Origin of the sequence: Halalkalibacter lacteus, from assembly GCF_036663595.1 — a bacterium.
In the GTDB taxonomy this organism is placed as follows: domain Bacteria; phylum Bacillota; class Bacilli; order Bacillales; family Bacillaceae_D; genus Halalkalibacter; species Halalkalibacter lacteus.
In genome coordinates this window covers 205,711-227,358 of the sequence record NZ_JAWRVL010000001.1, presented here as the reverse complement: position 1 = coordinate 227,358, position 21,648 = coordinate 205,711, and the positions used below count along the sequence as shown (strand labels likewise).

Here is a 21,648-nt window from a genome sequence, read left to right as displayed (position 1 = left end):
TTCGAAGAGGATTTTTGATTACTTGAAGAAGGGCAATGGCTGATTTAAAATCTTGGTAGCGGCTATGTTCATTGCTTTAAGAAAACCGACACAGTCGGTTTTCTTAAGTAACAACCGTTGATTTTGTCTGCCAACTATCGGTATGATGGATAATAGAAGGAAAGGAACGGTGAAGATGAATAAAAAAGATGTAATAGGTTGTCTTGAGACGATTGCAACCTATTTAGAAATTAAAGGAGACAATCCTTTTAAAATATCTGCATACCGAAAGGCAGCGTTAGCATTAGAATCAGATGAGCGTACGTTAGTTGAAATCGATAATCCAGTATCATTAAATGGAATTGGAAAAGGAACGGCTGAAGTCATTCTTGAGTTGAAGAATGAGGGGAAATCTTCATTGTTAAAGGAACTGCAAGAAGAAGTGCCGTCAGGTCTTTTACCTCTTTTAAAGCTTCCTGGTCTAGGAGGAAAAAAAATAGGGAAACTATACAAAGAGTTACAAGTAGTAAATATGGATACACTTCAACAAGTATGTGAAGAAAAGAAAGTTCAGACATTAGCAGGGTTCGGGAAGAAAACAGAAGAAAAAATTTTGATTGCGATTCAAGAAGCGAATACACGTCCGGAACGTTTAGCTCTTCCTATCGTATTACCGATAGCAGAAGCGATTGAACGTGCTTTAACTGACATGCCAAGTGTTGAGCGTTTTTCACGAGCAGGAAGTTTACGTAGAATGAAAGAAACAGTGAAAGATTTGGATTTTATCATTGCGACAACAGACCCAGAAACAGTGAAATCAGGACTACTTGAACTTGAAGCAATGAGCAAAGTGATAGCTAATGGAGATACGAAAGTCTCTGTTGAAATCACGACAGATTTTCCGATATCAGTTGATTTTAGAATGGTTCTGCCAGAGGAATTTGCAACGACGCTGCACCATTTTACTGGATCGAAGGACCATAATGTGAAAATGCGACAACTGGCGAAAAAACGAGGGGAAAGTATTAGTGAGTATGGTGTGGAGAACTTGGAAACGAGTGAAGTAAAGACCTTTAAAACCGAGCAAGAGTTCTTTGCCCATTTTCAGCTTCCATACATTCCTCCAGAAGCAAGAGAAGACCAAGGGGAAGTGGAATTAGCTGCTAAAAGAAAAGAATTTCCTATTTATTTGACCAATGAAGATATTCGAAGTGATTTACATATGCATACGACATGGAGTGACGGGGCTCACTCGATAGAGGAGATGGTTGAGACAGCGAAAGCGCGAGGATATGAGTATATTGCGATTACCGATCATTCGAAGTTCTTAAGAGTTGCTAATGGGTTATCGGTAGAGCGTTTAAAAGAACAGCATGCAAAAATTCGTAGACTAAATGAGCACTATGATGACTTTACGATTCTAACAGGAATTGAAATGGATATTTTGCCTGATGGAACACTCGACTATGAAGATGACATTCTTTCAGAAGTTGATTTTGTCATTGCGGCGATCCATTCTTCTTTTCAGCAAGATCGTTCAACGATTATGTATCGATTAAAGACAGCACTTGAAAACAAACATGTTGATTTAATTGCTCATCCAACAGGGCGACTTCTTGGTCGTCGTGATGGATATGATGTTGATGTAGAGATGCTGATTCAATTGGCTAAAGAAACAAATACAGCACTTGAGTTAAATGCTAATCCACATCGCTTAGACTTATCTGCATATTGGTTAAAAAAGGCAGAAGAAGCTGAAGTTGTTCTGGCAATTAACACGGATGCTCATAATAAGGAATCGTTAGACTTAATGTCTTATGGCACAGCTGTAGCTAGAAAGGCCATGCTCAAATCAAACTCTGTAATGAATACTTGGCCGTTGGAACGTTTGCAAAAATATCTTCGTCGATATGAGAATTAAGACATTTAAAATGAAGATAGGATGTCATTATTAAATAAGGCAGTGAGAGAATGGTCTTTCTCTTAAAAAGGTGAAGGAGTTACGTAAATGGAACGAGTATTACGAGTATTAGAATATGAAAAGATGAAGAAACAACTGCTCGACCATGTGTCATCTTCTTTAGGAAGACAGAAGATTGAGGCGTTAGAGCCGTCTATCAATATAGAAGAAGTGCGAAAATGGCAGCAGGAAACAGCAGAAGGTGCGACAGTATTAAGGTTAAAGGGGCAGGCACCACTTGGCGGAATTACAGATGTTGCAGCAAATGCTAAAAGGGCTAAAATAGGTGGGGCTCTTGCTGCTACAGAGTTAATAGCGATTGCTAGTACGATTTATGGAGGACGTAGACTAAAGAAATTCATCCATACAATGGTAGAAGAAGAAATCGGCTTACCACTTCTTAATGAATATGCCGAGCAAATCGAGGCTTTAACCGATGTTGAACGTGAAATTAAGCAATGCATAGATGACAATGGTCATGTTCTTGATTCTGCTAGCTCAGAACTTCGAATGATCCGTCAGCAAGTTCGAAGCTATGAGTCTTCAGTCCGGTCGAAGCTCGAAAGCATTACACGCTCTTCTAGTACACAGAGAATGTTATCAGACGCCATTGTGACAATTCGAAATGATCGTTTTGTGATTCCTGTTAAACAAGAATATCGGAGCTCATTTGGAGGGATTGTCCATGACCAATCGGGATCTGGCGCGACGCTCTTTATTGAGCCACAAGCGATCGTCACATTGAACAATCAACTACGCGAAGCCAGGGTCAAAGAAAAGCAAGAAATTGAACGGATTTTAGCTTTTCTTTCTACTCAAGTAGCTGAAATAGCCGATTTGCTTTTGCATAATCTCACCGTTCTTGCAATTCTTGACTTTATCTTTGCGAAAGCACGCTATGCAAAGCAAATAAAAGCAACAGAGCCGATACTAAATGAAGATGGATATATGTATTTAAAAAAGGCACGTCATCCATTGTTAGAAGAAGATGAAGTAGTCCCAATTGACGTTGAACTTGGTGGCGAATATCGTTCTTTGATTATTACAGGTCCAAATACAGGAGGGAAGACCGTCACATTAAAGACGGTTGGCTTGCTCACTCTTATGGCGCAATCGGGTATACACGTGCCAGTTGAAGAAGAGTCTGAACTGGCTGTTTTTAAACAGGTGTTTGCCGATATTGGAGATGAACAATCAATTGAGCAGAGCTTGAGTACATTCTCTTCTCATATGACGAACATCGTGGACATTTTAGATAAAGTTGATTTTCAAAGTTTGGTTCTCTTTGATGAGTTAGGGGCAGGGACAGACCCAACCGAAGGGGCTGCTCTTGCCATTTCCATTCTAGATGACGTGTATAATCGCGGAGCATGTGTTGTTGCAACAACACATTATAGCGAGTTAAAAGGCTATGCTTATAATCGTGAAGGAGCGATTAATGCTAGTGTAGAATTTAATGTTGAAACGTTAAGACCGACTTACCGTCTTTTAATAGGAGTTCCAGGGCGAAGCAATGCATTTGCGATTTCAAGAAGACTTGGGCTTGATGAAAGAGTGATCGAAAAAGCAAAAGAGCAAATTGATAGCGAAACCAATCAAATTGAGAAAATGATTTCCTCTCTTGAAACAAGTCAAAAATCAGCTGAAAGTGAGAGAGAGGAAGCAAAATCGCTCCGACTAGAAGCAGAGAAGCTACGAGCTGATCTCGTTAAACAATTAGAGAGTCTAGAAGAGGAGAAGGAGCGAATCTTTAAAGAAGCAGAAGAAAAGGCTGAGAAAGCTGTTAAAAATGCAAAAGAAGAAGCAGAACTTATTATCGGAGAACTTCGGGAGATGCAAAAAGAAGGTCTTTCTGTTAAAGAACATCAGATTATTGATGCAAAGAAGCATCTGGAGCAAGCTACTCCGAAATTAACATCTAAACAAAAGAAAATTAAGAAAGACGTGGCTAAAGCGAAGCAGAATATTCAAGCCGGTGATGAAGTCAAAGTTCTTAGTTTTGGTCAAAAGGGGTTTGTGGTTGATAAAATTAGTGACAATGAATTCCAAGTCCAAATGGGAATTATGAAAATGAAAGTAAAGAAAGATGACCTCCAGCTTCTTGATCGACAGAAGCCAGTAGAAACAAAACCGCTTGCCATGATTCGTGGAGGAGAATCTCATGTGAAATCAGAATTGGATTTACGTGGTGAGCGATTTGAAGATGCCATGCGGCTTGTGGAGAAATATATTGACGATGCCCTTCTTGCTGGCTATCATCAAGTTTCAATCATTCACGGTAAAGGGAGTGGAGCTCTTCGTAAAGGTGTTAAGCAGCTCTTGAAAAAACACCCCCAAGTTAAAGGAGAACGTGATGGTGGAATGAATGAAGGTGGACTTGGAAACACCGTTGTTGAATTAAAATAAGAGAGGCGAAACGAATGGACGTATTATTTGAATATGAATGGATTCGAACAATTGCCTATTATAGTGTCTCTTTGCTTGCTCTTGTTTTATTTTTAGCGATTTTTGAAATCGTAACAAGCTATCGAAACTGGCATGAGATTAAAGAAGGAAATGTTGCCGTGGCTCTAGCAACTGGGGGAAAGATTTTTGGAATGGCTAATATATTTAGGCACTCGATTGAACATTCTGATTCTATTCTCACGATGCTTGGTTGGGGAGTACTCGGGTTTCTCTTATTGCTTTTTAGTTATTTTATGTTTGAATTTTTGACGCCAAGCTTTAAGGTTGATGAAGAAATACAACGTGATAATCGCGCTGTTGGGTTAATCGCCATGATAATATCGGTTGGTTTATCTTATGTTATCGGAGCAAGTGTAATTGGACGTTAACTAATTTTAGGCAGTGAATGGAGCCATTGCACCATTTCCTGGAACAGAGGAAAAGGAGACGTACGTAGTGGAGTTATTAATGAAAATTTTATATGTCAGTTGTGGGGCATTTATTTTAGCGGGCATTATTTTTATGATCTTTTTTGCTCCTTAAGAGAAGGCGGCGCTAGTACAGAAGTGGCGAACTTTTTATAGCAGACTACTACAATGTGGTCTGCTTTTTGATGTTGGTCCATGTTAATCAAGAGGATTCAGAAGGAAATAACATAGGGGAAATGCACTATTTTAAATGAATTTTGACGAAATCGTACAGTTTCTAAAAAAAATGATTCAATATTGTAAGCGATTACAATACAATGGTGGTAGAGGAGATTGAACTATGAGAAAGGAGCAAGCTTATATTGGTGAGGAGGAGATAGTAATGACAACGGTTGATAAGATTTGGCTCGAACAGTATCCCGAAGAAGTACCGCACTCGATTGAATATGATGAGAACTGTTTACATGACTATTTGCAACGGTCAGCAAAAAAATATCCGAAACATGTTGCTCTTCACTTTCTTGGAAAGGAAATGACCTATACTGAGTTATACACCGAGGCAAAAAAGTTTGCCAATCAACTACAATCGCTTGGAGTAAAAAAGGGTGATCGAGTTGCAATTATGCTCGCAAACTGTCCACAAGGAGTTATTAGTTATTATGGAGCGCTAATGATTGGTGCGATAGTTGTCCAGACGAACCCTCTTTATGTGGAGAGGGAGTTAGAGCATCAATTAATTGATTCGGGAGCGAAAGTCATTATTTGTCTAGATCTTGTATTTCCAAAAGTTCAAAAAGTACGGTCGAAAACCAACCTAGAATATGTCATCGTCACAAGCATTAAAGACTATCTACCATTTCCAAAAAACTTGCTCTATCCATTTGTTCAAAAGAAAAATACTGGCATAAAAGTTGATGTTGTCTATGATAAAAATACACTTGCCTTTAAACCTTTTTTAAAGATTGGAAAAACAACTGTCGTGAAGGTAGAGATGGACCCTGTCGAAGACCTAGCACTTCTTCAATATACTGGAGGAACCACTGGTCCAGCGAAAGGAGTTATGCTCAGTCATCAAAACCTTGTTGTGAATACGATACAATGTATTCACTGGACGTATAAGACAACTGCCGGACAAGAAAAGGGCTTAGCTGCCTTGCCGTTCTTTCATGTATACGGAATGACTGTAAGTATGAATTTAGGCATTATGAATGGGTATACTACGGTTATTTTGCCAAAGTTTGATCCGAAAGCTGTCCTAAAAACAATTGAAAAACAAAAAATCACGCTGTTCCCTGGAGCTCCAACGATGTATGTTGCTCTAATTAATCACCCTGCTATTAAAGATCATGATTTATCATCGATCAAAGCATGTTTAAGTGGAGCAGCCCCGCTGCCATTAGAAGTACAGCAGAAATTTGAAGAGCTAACAGGTGGTAAACTTGTTGAAGGGTATGGGTTAACTGAGACCTCGCCAGTTGCAATTGCAACTCCAATTTGGGGAAAACGCAAGTCGGGAAGCGTTGGTCTCCCGTGGCCTGACACGGAAGCCGTTATTATGTCAGCTGAAACGGGAGAGCCAGCAGATATTGGTGAAGTAGGGGAGGTTGCTATCCGAGGGCCTCAAGTAATGAAAGGCTATTGGAACCGACCAGAAGAAACGACAAAAGTATTTAAAGATGATTGGTTTCTTACAGGTGACATGGGATACATGGATAAAGAAGGTTATTTCTATATCGTTGACCGAAAGAAGGATATGATTATCGCGGGTGGATTTAATATTTATCCAAGAGAGATTGAGGAAGTTTTATATGAACATGAGGCAATTCAAGAAGCGGTTATAATTGGAGTGCCTGATGAGTATCGTGGAGAGACGGTGAAAGCCTTTATTGTCCGAAAAGAAGGAAGTGCACTTACGGAGAAGGAACTAAATGACTATTGCAGAAAACACCTGGCAGCTTTTAAAGTACCAAGATTATATGAATTTCGTGATGAACTACCTAAAACACTAGTTGGAAAAATCCTTCGTCGCGTACTGGTAGAAGAAGAAAAACAAAAGCAAGCGTTAGAAGAAAAAGTGAGCAATGAATGAAGGTAACTAGCTGCCTTAAAAGGGTCTGATCCCGACTGAACAGCGCTTGTATGGGTCCCCCATAATTGTGCTCTAGGAGTCAGACCCTTAGTTTTCTATAAATGACGATTTTGCTCAGCCATTTGCATCTCACCAAACATCTCAATCACACTTTCACTTTTATAATGGATTTGAACGAGCCCTTTTTCTTTAGCGAAGTGGTAAATGATATCATCGACTTGAACAGGAAGGGTTGTAATTTCTTGTCCATCAATAAGTGTTATTTCTTTCCGCTCTTTTGTGGATGAAAAATAAACGATGTTTGCATTCTGATCTTTATCCTTAAATTCCTCAAGTAAATCAAAGGCAGAAATGCCATTCGCGAGTTCGCTGTGAATCGACTCGAATTCTTCACTACCTTCTCTGTAATCATGCGTAATGACAATCCTATTATCCTCTTCAACAATTTCAAGTATTCGATAAAAAGCTACTGCCTGCCCTTAATGGCCCTCGGCAAGAACAAATGGTTCGCTCGTAGTAAGAAAAGTCATCCCTTCTCCTAAACCTGTAGCATCATGGTACATATCATAATCGGTAAAAGGAAGATACGTATTTATTATCTCATTAAAAGACATCTCCTCATCTCTTCCTTCTTTTGCACCTAACTCACCTTGTTCTTCCTCTTTTTTTGAATCAGGAACGGCCTCCGTTCCATTGCCATTGCCTTGGTCTGGGGTTATCGGTTGAACTGGGTCTTTACCCTAACAAGAAACGATGACCAAACTAGAAACGCCGACTAACTAAAACAAACGTTTCATAAAAAATCACCTCTTTCCCTATTATTTCACTAGAGAAAAGCTCTAAAACCTAAAACCTAAAACCTAAAACCACTGACTTTAAAAAAAGTAGTAAAAACCTATAGGGAAATGAATGAACATTCATTACAATTAAGAAGAGAGGAAGAAAGCTTTGAAAGATGGTTTCTTCTATATTATTGATTGCAAAAAAAGATATAATTATAGCTGGTGGATTCATCCTCGTAAATGAATTTAAAAATAATTACAAAAAACGATGATATGGGAAGAATTTCAAAAAGAGTTTTAACTGAAGAAGAAGAAAAGAAATCGAGTTAAATTTTTCTGATAAATTGTAGTGGATCATTGACAGTTTCATTCTTTTTCACTAAAATAAGATGTATGAATGAATATTCATTCATAAAAAGGAGAGACGACAGTGGGAAAGAAAAAAGGGCCTAAATACAACCAGATTATAGAAGCAGCTGTAAAAGTTATTGCTAATCACGGGTACCATCAAGCACAAGTATCGAAAATCGCCAAAGAAGCAGGTGTAGCTGACGGGACCATTTACTTATACTTTGAGAACAAAGAGGATATATTGACTTCATTATTTGAAGAGAAAATGGGAAGCTTTGTTAGCAAAATTCGTGATCGTATTACTCTAGAATCGTCGATCAATGAAAAGTTTTTACTTTTAATCACGATGCATTTTGAACAGCTCCAAACAGATAAACAACTAGCTATCGTAACACAGCTTGAACTACGGCAATCAAATACGGACCTTCGTCTAAAAATTAATGAGATTTTAAAAGATTATCTGCAATTACTTGAAGAATTATTAACGGAAGGAAAAAGCAATGGCTATTTCCGAGCCGATCTTGATAATCGTCTAGCTCGTCAAATGGTTTTTGGTACATTAGATGAGGTTGTCACAAATTGGGTAATGAAAGATTGTAAATATCATTTAGCATCATCAGCGAAACCAGTACATCAAATGCTTATGCGTGGGTTTCGTGCATAACCTTCGGGAGAGGAGTGAAAAATGTGCAATTTTTTACTGTGAAAGTTGAAGAAAGGGTTGCTATCATTACGTTAGAAAAACCGCCAGCAAATGCTCTTTCAAGTTCTGTACTAACAGAACTTGATCAAGTACTAACAGAACTTGAAGGCAATGAAGACGTTCACGTTCTCCTACTACATGGAAAGGGTAGATTCTTTGCAGCAGGAGCTGATATTAAAGAGTTTACTGGTGTGAAGAATGGGACAGAATTCGCCAAGCTTGCACGAAATGGGCAACAATTGTTTGATCGAATCGAAGAGTATCAGAAGCCAGTTATAGCTGCTATACATGGAGCAGCTTTAGGTGGTGGATTAGAACTTGCGATGGCTTGCCATATTAGACTAGCAACGGAGGATGCGAAGCTTGGGTTACCAGAACTTCAGCTTGGTCTGGTCCCAGGTTTTTCTGGAAGTCAACGTCTTCCTCATATTGTCGGAACAGCTAAAGCGACAGAAATGGTGTTAACGAGCGATCCAATTACCGGTTCCGATGCAAAAATGGTAGGGCTTGTTAATCAGGTTCATTCTGAGGAAACTCTGTTGGAAGAAGCTAATAAACTTGCAAAAAAAATCGCTGCTAAAAGCAGGGTATCTGTTAAGGCTGCACTTGAGCTTTTACGTTACAATCGTCCAACACACCATAAAGATGGTTCGATTCGTGAAGCCGAGTTATTCGGTCAAGTGTTTGATTCTTCAGATGGAAAAGAAGGAATAAATGCATTTATTGAAAAGCGTTCACCAAACTTCAAAAACTATTAAAGCGTTAGTTCCAAAAGGTCGGGTTTTACCTTTGGAAACAAACTCGAAGCAATTGTAAATGGTATGAGAAGTGTGTAGTGCCCTGAACACTATACTTTATTAGGAGGGACGAATATGAATATTTTTGTCATAATGAAACGTACGTTTGATACAGAAGAGAAGATTGCGATTAGCGGTAATCGAATTGATGATAGCGGAGCTGAGTTTATTATTAACCCATACGATGAATACGCCATTGAAGAAGCAATTGTTCTACGTGATGAGCATGGCGGTGAAGTAACGGTTGTAACAGTTGGGGAAGAAGAAGCAGAAAAGGAGCTTCGCAAAGCATTAGCCATGGGAGCGGATAAAGCTATCTTACTTGATAGTGAGGAAATTGATGAACTAGACCAATATACGACAGCTACTCTACTTGCAACTTATTTAAAAGATCAAGAAGTTGACATTGTATTAGCCGGAAATGTCGCAGTTGATGGTGGTTCTGGTCAAGTTGGTCCTCGAGTGGCAGAGCTCTTAGGAATGCCACAAGTGACAACGATTACAAAGTTAAAAGTGCAAGATGGAGTCGCTACGATTGTTAAAGATGTAGAAGGGGATGAGGAAACAATTGAGGTTTCTCTTCCAGTTCTAGTAACCGCACAACAAGGGTTAAACGAGCCAAGATATCCATCTTTACCAGGTATTATGAAGGCAAAGAAAAAACCATTAGAGAAGCTTGACTTAGATGATCTGGACCTAGATGTAGATGATGTAGAAGCAAAAACAACAACAGTAGAAATCTACTTACCTCCTGAAAAGCAACCTGGAAAAATTCTCGAAGGTGACTCAGTAACTAAAGTAAAAGAGCTTGTGTCATTGCTTAAATCTGAAGCGAAAGTTATTTAAGAGATAGTCCCCAAAGGGTGATCTTCCCTTTGGGGACTATCTCAAAACGCAATGAGCGAAGCCGCCGCAATGTTTTAAGCCTACTATGAGCGGGTTTCTCATAGTAGGCGTGCGGCGAGTGAAGCCATTGCACACTCTTCTTTAGTGGCTAATTTGGTGTTCAAAAAGGGTGATCTTCCCTTTGGGGACTATCTCAAAACGCACTCGTTTTAAAAATACATTAGTAGGAGGGGTAATCATGGCTAAAAAAATAGTAGTAGTTGGGGAAGTACGAGATGGAGAATTACGTAACGTTTCATTTGAAGCGATTGCTGCAGGTAAGACAGTATCTGATGGTGGGGAAGTTGTCGGTGTTTTATTAGGTGAAAATGTAAACGGTTTATCAGAAACGCTCATTCACTACGGAGCGGATCGTGTAATTGTAGTCAATCACGCCGACTTAAAGAGTTATACGACCGATGCTTATCAACAAGCGATATTACAAGTATTTGATGTCGAAAGACCAGAAGGTGTTATTCTTGGACATACGGCTATTGGAAAAGATTTAGCACCACGCCTTGCGATGAAAGTAAATGCAGGTTTGGTATCAGATGCTGTTACCGTTGAAGTAAATGGTGGGGAGGCTATATTTACTCGTCCAATATACTCTGGGAAGGCTTTTGAAAAGAAAAAAGTGAAAGAAGGTGTGGTGTTTGCAACGATTCGACCAAATAATATAGCATCACATGAACCAGATCCTTCCCGTAGCGGAGACGTTTCTGTTATGAAGGTTGATATTAAAGACCTTCGAACAACGATACATGATGTCGTTCGTAAAGCAACGGGAGGTGTTGACTTGTCGGAAGCTAACGTCATTGTAGCTGGGGGGCGTGGTGTGAAGAGCAAAGAAGGGTTTGGGCCACTTAAAGAACTTGCAGATCTACTAGGCGGTGCTGTTGGAGCCTCTCGTGGAGCTTGTGATGCGGACTACTGCGATTATGGACTTCAAATTGGTCAAACAGGGAAAGTTGTTACTCCTGACCTTTATTTTGCGATTGGGATTTCAGGAGCCATTCAGCACTTAGCGGGAATGTCAAATTCAAAAGTCATTGTTGCCATTAACAAAGATCCAGAGGCGCCAATCTTTGAAGTGGCTGATTATGGCATCGTTGGAGACTTGTTTGAAATTGTCCCTATATTAACGGAAGAATTAAAAAACAGCTTAGTATCAAACTAGTAACTGTCAAGGAGGAGGTGAAGACCTTCTCTTTTTCATTGTCGAATGTGATCGTTCATCAATCATAGGAGTATGACAAAATAGCAATAGGGGAAAGTATGAAATGAAGAAATGTAAGAAGCACTGACACTCTTTTTTAAAAGCGGAGATAAAACTATGCGTAACCTAGGATGGATCCAAGCTATTTTTAGGGGGAATTCTAATTTTCTCAAGCAACTTATTCGCCAGGAGGATAACTGTTTGGTATAATCGTGTTGAATTCAAATAGTGAAACATGAGGAGGCTATAAATATGGCGATCGTAAAAGTAACTGATCAAACATTCGCATCTGAAACAAGTGAAGGTGTAGTACTTGCAGATTTCTGGGCACCGTGGTGCGGACCTTGTAAAATGATTGCTCCAGTCCTTGAAGAATTAGATTCTGAAATGGGCGATAAAGTAAAAATTGCTAAACTTGATGTAGATGAAAATCAAGAAACAGCTGGAAAGTACAGTGTTATGAGCATCCCAACACTTCTTGTTTTTAAAGATGGTCAAGTGGTTGATCAAGTTGTTGGTTTCCAACCAAAAGAAGCATTAGCTGAATTGCTTAATAAACATCTATAAGGACTTTTGAACGTATACTAAGAAAAAAACTGCTTTCTCTTTGAGGAAGTAGTTTTTTGTTTTGCTACTTCCAGTTTTTCTGACTTGCATTTCAAGCTCTTTTAAACAAACAATAGAAAGAGAGGTGGAAAAAGATGAGTCAGATTAAAGAAAAATTAATGATTCTTCCGGATCGACCTGGCTGTTATTTAATGAAGGATCGCCAGGGTACGATCATCTATGTAGGAAAAGCAAAAGTGTTGAAACATCGAGTTCGGTCTTATTTCACAGGATCACACGATGGCAAGACGCAGCGTCTTGTTAGTGAAATTGCCGACTTTGAATATATTGTTACATCGTCAAACATCGAAGCATTGATTTTAGAAATGAATTTAATTAAGAAGCATGATCCTAAATACAATGTCATGCTAAAAGATGATAAATCATATCCTTATCTTAAAATTACGAACGAAGAGCACCCGAGACTTATTACGACACGACAAGTAAAGAAAGATGGTGGCAAGTATTTTGGACCTTATCCGAATGCAGGGGCTGCAAATGAGACGAAGAAGCTTCTTGATCGTCTTTACCCATTAAGGAAATGTCGAACACTTCCAGATAAAGTTTGTCTTTATTACCACATTGGTCAGTGTTTAGCACCGTGTGTGGCAGAAGTTACTAAAGAGCAGAACCGAGTGATGGTTCAAGATATTACGAAATTTCTTCGGTCTGGCCATGATGAAATCAAAGGGCAGTTAACTGAGAAAATGATGAAAGCTGCTGAAGAAATGGACTTTGAGCGTGCGAAAGAAATTCGTGATACTCTTCAACATATGGATACAGTCATTGAAAAGCAAAAGATGATGGTTGGTGATCTCGTTGATCGGGATGTATTTGGTTTTTCGTACGATAAGGGCTGGATGTGTGTCCAAGTGTTCTTTATTCGCCAAGGAAAACTGATTGAACGAGATGTTTCGATTTTTCCTTTTTATAAAGATGCCTCTGAAGATTTGATGACGTTTATTGGCCAATTTTATTTAAAAAAGGAACATATTAAACCAGCCGAAATCTTACTACCAGATGAAGTGGACCTTGGTTTGATGGAACAGTTATTAGAAGTAAAAGCGCATCATCCGAAACGAGGAAAGAAAAAGGAGCTACTTGATCTTGCCAATCAAAATGCTGCGATTGCCTTAAAAGATAAATTCTCTTTAATTGAACGTGATGAACAAAGAACGGTTAAAGCAGTTGAACGTTTAGGGGAAGCGATGAGCATTGCCACTCCTTATCGAATCGAAGCGTTTGATAATTCAAATATACAAGGAACAGACCCGGTCTCAGCAATGGTTTCGTTTGTAGATGGAAAACCGAGTCGAAAAGATTATCGCAAATACAAAATAAAATCGGTAGAAGGGCCAGATGATTATGGATCAATGCGTGAGGTAATTCGTAGACGCTATGTTCGCCTTTTAAAGGAATCCTTACCTTTACCAGATCTGATCGTCATTGATGGAGGGAAAGGTCAAATAGCAGTTACCCAAGAAGTGATCGCTGATGAACTTGGCCTATCGATTCCAGTTTGTGGACTAGCAAAAGATGAAAAACATAGAACATCACAGTTGTTGATGGGAGACCCACCTACTATCGTTCCACTTAGACGGGATAGTCACGAGTTTTATTTATTGCAACGAATTCAAGATGAAGTACACAGGTTTGCGATTACATTTCATCGTCAAACTCGTTCGAAGACATTTTTTAAATCAGCGCTCGATGATATTCCTGGTGTTGGAGAGAAACGAAAACGTCAACTTTTAAAGCATTTTGGATCAGTGAAAAAAATGAAGGAAGCAACAGTTGAAGATCTAAGACAGCTTGCGATTCCAGAAAAAGTAGCAGAGGCGATTGTTGAGACGTTAACAGAAAAAAAGGAATAGTCTCAACAAAAAGGAGAAAGTCGTCCCTTTATCATAAAGAGTGCGAACATGTTGCAATGGCTCCACACGTCGTGCGCCTTTTGAGAAGAGCACTCAAAAGGCTTAAAAGATAACGACGGCTCCGCACATCGCTTCGATTTATAAACAAAAAGGGAAAGGTCGTCCCTTTTTGTTTATAAATCTCTCTTGCGTGATTTTAATTCCTTTGCTAGAATGTAAATCAATTGAATATGCCACACTTCAAATGAAGTGATTGGTAGAGGAGCGAAAACCAATAGTACGCTTTCTGATGGTAATGAGAACCGTTGAAGAGAGTTGAAAGGGGAATTCGCCGAAGTGCAAGAATAGTCTCATCCTTCTTGTGCTGGACCTATGTTGAAAAAGCATAGGGCTGTCACATACCTACACCCAATTGGTATGTGGAGAACTATCTCACGAGAGAAAAAGGGAGCAGTGTGGTACCGGACTGGTATGACTAGCAACAGTGAGGGGTTTTCCTTATTGTTGCTTTTTTGCATTCCATTATCCCTGTGAGGAATAAGGAGAGGACGCGGAAAATGGCAAGGATAGTACAGAAATATGGAGGAACATCAGTAGGGTCAGTAGAGAGAATCAAGCATGTTGCATCAAGAGTAGAACGGTCTGTTAAAGAGGGCCATGAGCTTATCGTTGTTGTATCTGCTATGGGGAAATCAACAGATGAACTCGTTTCGTTAGCAAATCAAATTACCGACGCACCAAGCAAGCGAGAAATGGATATGCTTCTTACAACAGGAGAACAAGTCACGATCTCATTACTAACCATGGCTCTTCATGAGTGTGGAATTGAAGCTGTATCGCTTACAGGATGGCAAGCAGGTATGGAAACAGAAGCAAGTCATGGCAATGCGAGAATTTCGGCTATTAAAAATGAACGATTGGAAGCAGAGCTTGCAAAAGGAAAAGTAGTTATCGTAGCAGGCTTTCAAGGGTTAAGTGAACAGGGTGAAATTACGACGCTTGGACGTGGAGGCTCTGATACAACAGCAGTCGCTATAGCAGCTTCACTAAAAGCAAGTCGTTGTGATATTTATACCGATGTAACAGGTGTGTATACAACGGATCCACGTTATGTGAAAAAAGCAAGGAAACTTCATTCCATTTCCTATGATGAAATGTTAGAAATGGCCAATTTGGGGGCAGGAGTTTTGCACCCACGTGCAGTCGAATTTGCAAAAAATTATGATGTTCCCCTAATGGTCGCATCAAGCATGGAAGACGTGGAAGGTACATTAATCGAGGAGGAAGTTTCAATGGAACAAAATTTAGTCGTACGTGGGATTGCATTTGAAAATGACGTTATAAAAGTGACAGTCAAAGGACTGCCCAACCGTATTGATACACTATCAAAATTATTTACGACGTTGTCAGAAAATCATGTGAATGTCGATATTATTATCCAGAATCAATATGATGAAGAGCATGTAAATATCTCTTTCTCAATTACGCAAAGCTCGTTAAAAGAGACTCTAGCTGTTTTGGGAAAAGCGCAAGAGGATTTACAGTTTGCTGATGTTTCTTTCGAGGAAGAACTTGCGAAGCTATCGATTATTGGTTCAGGAATGGTATCCAATCCTGGCGTTGCTGCAAAAATGTTTGATGTGCTTGCAAAGAATGATATATTCGTGAAGATGGTTAGTACATCGGAGATAAAAGTTTCTGTAGTCGTTCTAGGAGCAGATATGACTCTTGCCGTAGAGATGTTACATGAGCAGTTTCAATTAGCAGAAGAAGTACAAGTGGCTGTTACGGTTTAATCTGTGTGAAAGTGACAGGATCCGAATAAGTTAGTGCAATAGTGATGACTTGAGCTTTTTTGAAGGTCATAGAATTGTGAGTTAGTTTTAGGCGGCAGACCCTTGTAGAGAATAGACGAAAGGTTGTTTTTTGACCTTTCGTCTATTCTTTATTTAATAGTGTCTTTTTTATCTGTTTCGATTTTGATTAGGATCAAGCCATTTTTTTCGGTATAAGTCGCGCCGGAGATACAATTATTCCATGTCTCAACTTGCTGAGCTAGAAACCCGGCTTCTAATTGGTAACAACGTTGATCCGATTTGTTCATCCATTCACCGGTTAGTTCAAAAAGCTGTTCTTGTTTTTTTTCTTTTATTCTTGCGAGTGTTCCCCAATTCGCTTCTTCAAAAAAGGTGATCATCTCTTCAACTGTTGGAACGGGGTATTTACGCGCAAGAGACTTTCCAATCCAATATAAAATTGTATCATGGTCTTTTCCTAGTAAGTCTCTAAGCACATCGTTCCGAATTAAATCATACCCAAATCGATTTGTTTCTACTTCCATGTGGTTATGCACCTCTTCCATACTCTTGTAACCAATTACTTGGTCGAGTGTAAAACAATGTAAAGTTATGTAGCCAATGTGATTATGGCATAAGTTCAAAACAGTACTATTGATTTTTAAAAAGCCCGAGTGCGGTCTTTCTTATTGAAAATATAGCTACTACTTTTGATCATAAACGATGTCGTAATCACGTACAAGCATAATTCACGATAAGGAGAAACGGTGTCTTAAGGTTGAGAAGGGAAAATAGATATGAGTAGTAGAAAAATCACTCGAGTATGGATTAATTAGGACCAAGTAATTCGTTAGCTTGCGCTTGTAGCCTTGCTGTTTCTTAAATGGTATACTTAAGCGCGAAATGAACATGGAGGTACGTATTAATGAAATCAGGACTGAATCAATTCCTTTCTCCATTTAGGGTCATTATTATCGCCTATATTATTGCAATGTTTGTCTTTAGCATTTTGTTATATTTGCCAATTTCTCATTTACCAGGGGTCGATATTTCGTTTGCAGAAGCATTATTTACTTCTGTTAGTGCGGTAAGTGTCACGGGATTAACTGTTGTGAACGTTCCCGAAACATACAGTTACATAGGGATTATCTTTCTTGCATTGGCTATTCAACTTGGTGGAATTGGAATTATGACAATGGGGACCTTTGTATGGATGCTATTTGGTCGAAAAATTAACCTTTCTCAACGAATGTTGATTATGGTTGACCAAAATCAAAACACGTTTTCAGGGCTCGTTAATTTGATGAGAGGAATTTTATTTGTTGCTTTAATCATTGAATTAGTTGGTGCGCTTATACTTGGTACTTATTTTATCCGTTACTTTGATACGGTTGGACAAGCTTACTATCAAGGAGCGTTTGCATCATTAAGTGCATTTACAAATGCCGGTTTTGATGTGACGGGTGAGTCTCTTATTCCGTTTGCGAATGATTATTACGTGCAGTTTGTTGTCATTTTGCTGATTTTTGCTGGGGCTATTGGATTCCCTGTTTTATTAGAACTTAGAGAATACTTCTCAAAAAGAAACAATAACTTTAAATTTAGTTTGTTTACGAAGATAACAACGACAACGTACTTTGCTGTATTTCTCATTGGTGTTATCGGAATTTGGGCGTTAGAAACGGGTCATTATTATATGGGGTTAGAATGGCATCAACAGTTGTTTTATTCAGTATTTAACTCTGCAACTGCCAGAAGTGGTGGACTGTCGATTATGGATGTGTCTGAGTTAAATATTGGTACTTTGCTTTTTGTTTCAGGATTGATGATTATTGGAGCAAGTCCTTCTAGTGTAGGTGGGGGGATACGAACGACTACCGTAGCGGTCATGTTTTTAACGATTCGTAGTTTTGCATTAGGGAAAGATGATGTAAAAGTATTCGGAAGGGAAATACACCCGGAGGATCGTCAAAAAGCGTTTATTGTCCTATCCGTTTTTCTTATAATGTTGTTTGTGGCTGTTACATTAATAGTAGCCTTTGAAGAAAGAAATCAAATTAGTTTAATCTCTATTATTTTTGAAGCAGCCTCGGCGTTTGGAACGTGTGGTTTATCAATGGGGATCACGCCTGATTTAACTTTTCCAAGTCAATTTGTGCTAATGATTCTTATGTTTATTGGTCGAGTTGGATTAATAGCGTTTTTATTTTCGATTAGAAAGAGAGAAACAAAAACTCATTTCAAATATCCAACGGAAAGAATTATTATCGGATAAAAATACTAGAATGTCTCAAAAGCCCTCATAAGAAGGGCTTTTTTCTATATTTGAAACCTTGAAGATTTGTATACGTTTTCTTGACGAGGGTACTTGATGGGAGTACAATAAATTTGTCGGATTTTTTTCACAGAAACTTACTAAAAGTTTCATAATATTGTTACTATAAAAATTTTTATTATTTTAATAGTAGAGTAACAGTATAAAGAAACAGATAGAAAAAAATCATAGTTTTAAAAAGTTTGGAAGGACAAAAACATTTGTGGGGGGAAAAAGGTATGGCCGGTAATCGAGAGTATTTCAATCGTAAGTTACATTCATTACTAGGTGTGATTCCAATTGGAATATTTTTAATTCAACACTTAGTAGTAAACCATTTTGCAACAAGAGGAGCAAGCGCTTTTAATCAAGCTTCTCACTTCATGGAGAGTTTACCTTTCCGTTATGCACTTGAAATTTTCATTATTTTTATCCCAATACTTTATCACGCAATTTACGGTCTTTATATTGCTTTCCAAGCAAGGAACAATACAAGTCGCTATGGCTTCTTCCGTAACTGGATGTTTGTTTTACAACGAATTTCTGGTGTCGTTCTCCTTATATTCATTGCTTGGCATGTATGGGAAACGAGAATTGCCGCAGCTTTTGGGGCAGAAGTAAGTTATGACATGATGGCTGATATTTTCAGTAATCCATTTATGATTGCATTTTATATTGTTGGTGTTGTTGCTGCAACGTTCCACTTTGCAAATGGTCTTTGGTCATTCGCGGTTTCATGGGGCATTACAGTTACACCTCGTTCGCAACAAATTGCAACATATGTAACGATCGCGGTTTTCTTTGTATTAACATTCATTGGCATTAGAGCTATTCTAGCATTCGTTAATCCAGACTTAGCAAACATTTAAGGAGTGGGGTCAATATGAGTAAAGGTAGAATTATTGTTGTCGGAGGCGGACTAGCTGGTCTGATGGCAACAATTAAAGCAGCAGAAAAAGGCGTACCCGTTGATCTATTCTCATTAGTTCCTGTAAAACGTTCACACTCAGTTTGTGCACAGGGTGGAATTAATGGAGCGGTTAACACAAAAGGGGAAGGTGACTCTCCTTGGGAACACTTTGATGATACTGTTTATGGAGGAGATTTCTTAGCAAACCAACCTCCAGTAAAAGCAATGACAGAAGCAGCACCAGGAATCATTCACTTAATGGATCGTATGGGTGTTATGTTTAACCGTACTCCAGAAGGTTTACTAGATTTCCGTCGTTTTGGTGGAACGCAACATCACCGTACAGCATTTGCAGGTGCAACAACAGGACAGCAATTATTATATGCTCTCGATGAGCAAGTTCGCCGTCATGAAGTAAGTGGTCTTGTTACAAAGTATGAAGGATGGGAATTCACTTCAGCTATCGTAGATGATGAGGGAACCTGTCGTGGGATAACGGCTCAAGATTTGAAATCTTCAGAGATCCGTAGCTTCCAAGGTGATGCAGTCATTATGGCAACTGGTGGACCTGGGATTATTTTCGGTAAATCTACTAACTCTGTTATCAATACTGGTTATGCAGCAGCAAAGCTATATCAGCAAGGGGTTCATTATGCAAATGGGGAATTCATTCAAATTCACCCGACAGCCATTCCTGGTGACGATAAACTTCGTCTCATGAGTGAATCTGCACGCGGTGAAGGTGGACGAGTATGGACGTATAAAGACGGTAAACCTTGGTACTTCTTAGAAGAAAAGTATCCAGCTTACGGAAACCTAGTTCCTCGTGACATCGCTACCCGTGAAATCTTTGACGTATGCGTTGAGCAAAAGCTTGGAATTAACGGTGAGAACATGGTTTATCTGGATCTTTCTCATAAAGATCCAAAAGAGCTTGATATTAAACTTGGTGGAATTATTGAAATCTATGAAAAATTCATGGGTGATGATCCTCGTAAAGTCCCTATGAAGATTTTCCCTGCTGTTCACTATTCTATGGGTGGTATGTGGATCGATTATGATCAAATGACGAACATCCCTGGATTGTTCGCAGCAGGTGAGTGTGATTATTCACAACATGGTGGAAACAGGTTAGGAGCAAACTCACTTCTTTCAGCTATTTATGGTGGAATGGTGGCAGGCCCTAAAGCTGTTGAATACATGAATGGGTTAGAAAAAACAGCTGATGCTATGCCTTCTTCTTTATTTGAGAATGAAGCAAAGAAAGAGCAACAAGCTTATGATGATATCATGAAGATGGATGGGAAAGAAAATGCTTACATTCTTCACAAAGAACTAGGTGAATGGATGACAGATAATGTAACGGTTGTTCGTTACAATGACAAGTTATTAAAAACGGATGAGAAAATCCAAGAGCTAATGGAACGCTTTAAAAACATTAATATCAATGATACAGCGAAGTGGAGCAACCAAGGTGCATCATTCACTCGTCAGCTAGATGGAATGTTAAGTTTAGCGCGTGTGATCACTCTAGGTGCTTACAACCGTAATGAAAGCCGTGGAGCTCATTATAAGCCTGACTTCCCAGAACGTAATGATGAAGAGTTCTTGAAGACAACTAAGGCTACGTTTAATCGAGCGAAAAATGGTCCTGACTTTTCATGGGAAGAGGTTGATACGTCGCTTATTAAGCCTCGTAAACGTGACTACTCACAAAAAAAGCAAGGAGCTGCTAAATCATGAGTGAAAAAACAATTAAATTCAATGTAACACGTCAAGATGACCCGAACAGTGCTCCTTATGTTGAGGAGTTTGAGGTACCTTATCGTCAAAATATGAACGTCATTTCTGCATTAATGGAGTTCCGTCGTAACCCTGTTAACAAAACAGGGGAACAAACAACTCCAATTGCATGGGATATGAACTGTTTGGAAGAAGTTTGTGGTGCGTGTTCAATGGTTATTAACGGAAAACCTCGTCAATCTTGTACAGCGCTAGTTGATCAGCTTGAACAACCGATTCGCCTTGAACCGATGAAAACATTCCCAGTCGTTCGAGATTTAATGGTTGATCGTAGTCGTATGTTTGATTCACTTAAGAAAGTGAAGGCGTGGATTCCAATCGATGGAACGTATGACCTTGGACCTGGTCCACGTATGGCAGAAACAAAGCGTCAATGGGCATACGAACTTTCGAAATGCATGACATGCGGTGTATGTCTAGAAGCATGTCCGAATGTTAACAGCAAATCAGAATTTATCGGTCCAGCGCCGCTATCACAAGTTCGTTTGTTTAATGCTCATCCAACGGGTGAGATGAATAAAGAAGAGCGTTTAGAGACAATTATGGATGAAGGTGGACTTGCTAACTGTGGAAACTCACAAAACTGTGTACAGTCTTGCCCTAAAGGAATTCCACTTACAACGTCGATTGCTGCATTAAATCGTTCAACGACTTTACAATCATTTAAGAACTTTTTCGGTGCGTAAGATTGGGGTCTGGTCTCTTAGAGA

The 21,648-nt window shown here is 39.1% G+C and carries 17 protein-coding genes and 1 riboswitch; of the genes, 15 read left to right on the top strand and 2 right to left on the bottom strand.

Annotation, left to right across the window (positions count from 1 at the left end; translation table 11 throughout):
- Positions 1-169: 169 nt before the first annotated feature.
- The 4 genes from polX (at position 170) to SAZ04_RS01060 (ending at position 6,901) form a co-directional block, all read left to right on the top strand.
- Positions 170-1,900 (top strand): DNA polymerase/3'-5' exonuclease PolX, encoded by a 1,731-nt coding sequence (polX, locus tag SAZ04_RS01075; RefSeq protein WP_332689688.1) that lies wholly within the window; start codon positions 170-172, stop codon positions 1,898-1,900.
- 87 nt (positions 1,901-1,987) lie between these two features.
- The gene (locus tag SAZ04_RS01070) at positions 1,988-4,345 is read left to right on the top strand and encodes an endonuclease MutS2 (protein ID WP_332689685.1); all 2,358 of its coding nucleotides are present in this window, start codon (positions 1,988-1,990) and stop codon (positions 4,343-4,345) included.
- A 14-nt stretch (positions 4,346-4,359) separates the two neighbouring features.
- The gene (locus SAZ04_RS01065) at positions 4,360-4,773 is read left to right on the top strand and encodes a DUF350 domain-containing protein (protein WP_332689682.1); all 414 of its coding nucleotides are present in this window, start codon (positions 4,360-4,362) and stop codon (positions 4,771-4,773) included.
- Positions 4,774-5,194: 421 nt separating this feature from the next.
- On the top strand, positions 5,195-6,901 hold the full coding sequence (locus tag SAZ04_RS01060) for a long-chain-fatty-acid--CoA ligase (RefSeq protein WP_332689935.1): 1,707 nt from the start codon (positions 5,195-5,197) through the stop codon (positions 6,899-6,901).
- A 479-nt stretch (positions 6,902-7,380) separates the two neighbouring features.
- Here SAZ04_RS01060 and SAZ04_RS01055 read toward each other — a convergent pair whose 3' ends face one another.
- Complete coding sequence (locus tag SAZ04_RS01055; protein WP_332689680.1) at positions 7,381-7,515, bottom strand: hypothetical protein; 135 nt, start codon at positions 7,513-7,515, stop codon at positions 7,381-7,383.
- A gap of 598 nt (positions 7,516-8,113) precedes the next feature.
- On the opposite strand from SAZ04_RS01055, the gene fadR reads away from it, so the two are divergent.
- The 7 genes from fadR to SAZ04_RS01020 all read left to right on the top strand — a co-directional run bounded on the left by fadR (position 8,114) and on the right by SAZ04_RS01020 (position 15,911).
- Complete coding sequence (gene fadR / locus SAZ04_RS01050; RefSeq protein WP_332689678.1) at positions 8,114-8,698, top strand: fatty acid metabolism transcriptional regulator FadR; 585 nt, start codon at positions 8,114-8,116, stop codon at positions 8,696-8,698.
- Positions 8,699-8,721: 23 nt separating this feature from the next.
- On the top strand, positions 8,722-9,495 hold the full coding sequence (locus tag SAZ04_RS01045) for an enoyl-CoA hydratase (RefSeq protein ID WP_332689676.1): 774 nt from the start codon (positions 8,722-8,724) through the stop codon (positions 9,493-9,495).
- A gap of 114 nt (positions 9,496-9,609) precedes the next feature.
- A complete protein-coding gene (locus tag SAZ04_RS01040) occupies positions 9,610-10,380 on the top strand; it encodes an electron transfer flavoprotein subunit beta/FixA family protein (RefSeq protein ID WP_332689673.1) in 771 nt (256 codons plus the stop codon).
- 238 nt (positions 10,381-10,618) lie between these two features.
- Positions 10,619-11,596, top strand: a complete 978-nt coding sequence (locus SAZ04_RS01035; RefSeq protein ID WP_332689665.1) for an electron transfer flavoprotein subunit alpha/FixB family protein — start codon at positions 10,619-10,621, stop codon at positions 11,594-11,596.
- 291 nt (positions 11,597-11,887) lie between these two features.
- The gene (gene trxA, locus SAZ04_RS01030) at positions 11,888-12,202 is read left to right on the top strand and encodes a thioredoxin (protein ID WP_332689662.1); all 315 of its coding nucleotides are present in this window, start codon (positions 11,888-11,890) and stop codon (positions 12,200-12,202) included.
- A gap of 134 nt (positions 12,203-12,336) precedes the next feature.
- Positions 12,337-14,115, top strand: coding sequence for an excinuclease ABC subunit UvrC (gene uvrC / locus SAZ04_RS01025; protein WP_332689659.1), 1,779 nt, complete (start codon positions 12,337-12,339; stop codon positions 14,113-14,115).
- A 249-nt stretch (positions 14,116-14,364) separates the two neighbouring features.
- A riboswitch (Lysine riboswitch) is annotated at positions 14,365-14,553 on the top strand.
- A gap of 119 nt (positions 14,554-14,672) precedes the next feature.
- The gene (locus SAZ04_RS01020; protein ID WP_332689656.1) at positions 14,673-15,911 is read left to right on the top strand and encodes an aspartate kinase; all 1,239 of its coding nucleotides are present in this window, start codon (positions 14,673-14,675) and stop codon (positions 15,909-15,911) included.
- Between the two features lie 149 nt (positions 15,912-16,060).
- Here the strand turns inward: SAZ04_RS01020 and SAZ04_RS01015 are convergent, their stop codons facing one another.
- Positions 16,061-16,456 (bottom strand): YslB family protein, encoded by a 396-nt coding sequence (locus SAZ04_RS01015; RefSeq protein WP_332689653.1) that lies wholly within the window; start codon positions 16,454-16,456, stop codon positions 16,061-16,063.
- A gap of 380 nt (positions 16,457-16,836) precedes the next feature.
- Between SAZ04_RS01015 and SAZ04_RS01010 the strand changes: the two genes are divergently transcribed.
- From SAZ04_RS01010 to sdhB, 4 genes are all read left to right on the top strand, one after another.
- Positions 16,837-18,186, top strand: coding sequence for a TrkH family potassium uptake protein (locus SAZ04_RS01010; protein ID WP_332689650.1), 1,350 nt, complete (start codon positions 16,837-16,839; stop codon positions 18,184-18,186).
- Between the two features lie 278 nt (positions 18,187-18,464).
- Positions 18,465-19,094 carry a succinate dehydrogenase cytochrome b558 subunit gene (locus tag SAZ04_RS01005; RefSeq protein ID WP_332689646.1) on the top strand — a complete coding sequence of 210 codons (630 nt, stop codon included), beginning with the start codon at positions 18,465-18,467 and terminating at the stop codon, positions 19,092-19,094.
- A 14-nt stretch (positions 19,095-19,108) separates the two neighbouring features.
- Positions 19,109-20,878 (top strand): succinate dehydrogenase flavoprotein subunit, encoded by a 1,770-nt coding sequence (gene sdhA, locus SAZ04_RS01000; RefSeq protein WP_332689643.1) that lies wholly within the window; start codon positions 19,109-19,111, stop codon positions 20,876-20,878.
- On the top strand, positions 20,875-21,624 hold the full coding sequence (sdhB, locus tag SAZ04_RS00995) for a succinate dehydrogenase iron-sulfur subunit (RefSeq protein ID WP_332689640.1): 750 nt from the start codon (positions 20,875-20,877) through the stop codon (positions 21,622-21,624). Before sdhA ends, sdhB begins: the two co-directional genes overlap by 4 nt.
- Positions 21,625-21,648: the final 24 nt, after the last annotated feature.

Excerpts from the sequence above, each read along its gene's own strand:
- SAZ04_RS01070 (WP_332689685.1), top strand. The coding sequence starts at position 1,988 with ATGGAACGAGTATTACGAGTATTAGAATATGAAAAGATGAAGAAACAA.
- SAZ04_RS01065 (WP_332689682.1), top strand. The coding sequence starts at position 4,360 with ATGGACGTATTATTTGAATATGAATGGATTCGAACAATTGCCTATTAT.
- SAZ04_RS01060 (WP_332689935.1), top strand. The coding sequence starts at position 5,195 with ATGACAACGGTTGATAAGATTTGGCTCGAACAGTATCCCGAAGAAGTA.
- SAZ04_RS01055 (WP_332689680.1), bottom strand. The coding sequence starts at position 7,515 with ATGTCTTTTAATGAGATAATAAATACGTATCTTCCTTTTACCGATTAT.
- SAZ04_RS01040 (WP_332689673.1), top strand. The coding sequence starts at position 9,610 with ATGAATATTTTTGTCATAATGAAACGTACGTTTGATACAGAAGAGAAG.
- SAZ04_RS01035 (WP_332689665.1), top strand. The coding sequence starts at position 10,619 with ATGGCTAAAAAAATAGTAGTAGTTGGGGAAGTACGAGATGGAGAATTA.
- trxA (WP_332689662.1), top strand. The coding sequence starts at position 11,888 with ATGGCGATCGTAAAAGTAACTGATCAAACATTCGCATCTGAAACAAGT.
- uvrC (WP_332689659.1), top strand. The coding sequence starts at position 12,337 with ATGAGTCAGATTAAAGAAAAATTAATGATTCTTCCGGATCGACCTGGC.
- SAZ04_RS01020 (WP_332689656.1), top strand. The coding sequence starts at position 14,673 with ATGGCAAGGATAGTACAGAAATATGGAGGAACATCAGTAGGGTCAGTA.
- SAZ04_RS01015 (WP_332689653.1), bottom strand. The coding sequence starts at position 16,456 with ATGGAAGTAGAAACAAATCGATTTGGGTATGATTTAATTCGGAACGAT.
- SAZ04_RS01010 (WP_332689650.1), top strand. The coding sequence starts at position 16,837 with ATGAAATCAGGACTGAATCAATTCCTTTCTCCATTTAGGGTCATTATT.
- SAZ04_RS01005 (WP_332689646.1), top strand. The coding sequence starts at position 18,465 with ATGGCCGGTAATCGAGAGTATTTCAATCGTAAGTTACATTCATTACTA.
- sdhA (WP_332689643.1), top strand. The coding sequence starts at position 19,109 with ATGAGTAAAGGTAGAATTATTGTTGTCGGAGGCGGACTAGCTGGTCTG.
- sdhB (WP_332689640.1), top strand. The coding sequence starts at position 20,875 with ATGAGTGAAAAAACAATTAAATTCAATGTAACACGTCAAGATGACCCG.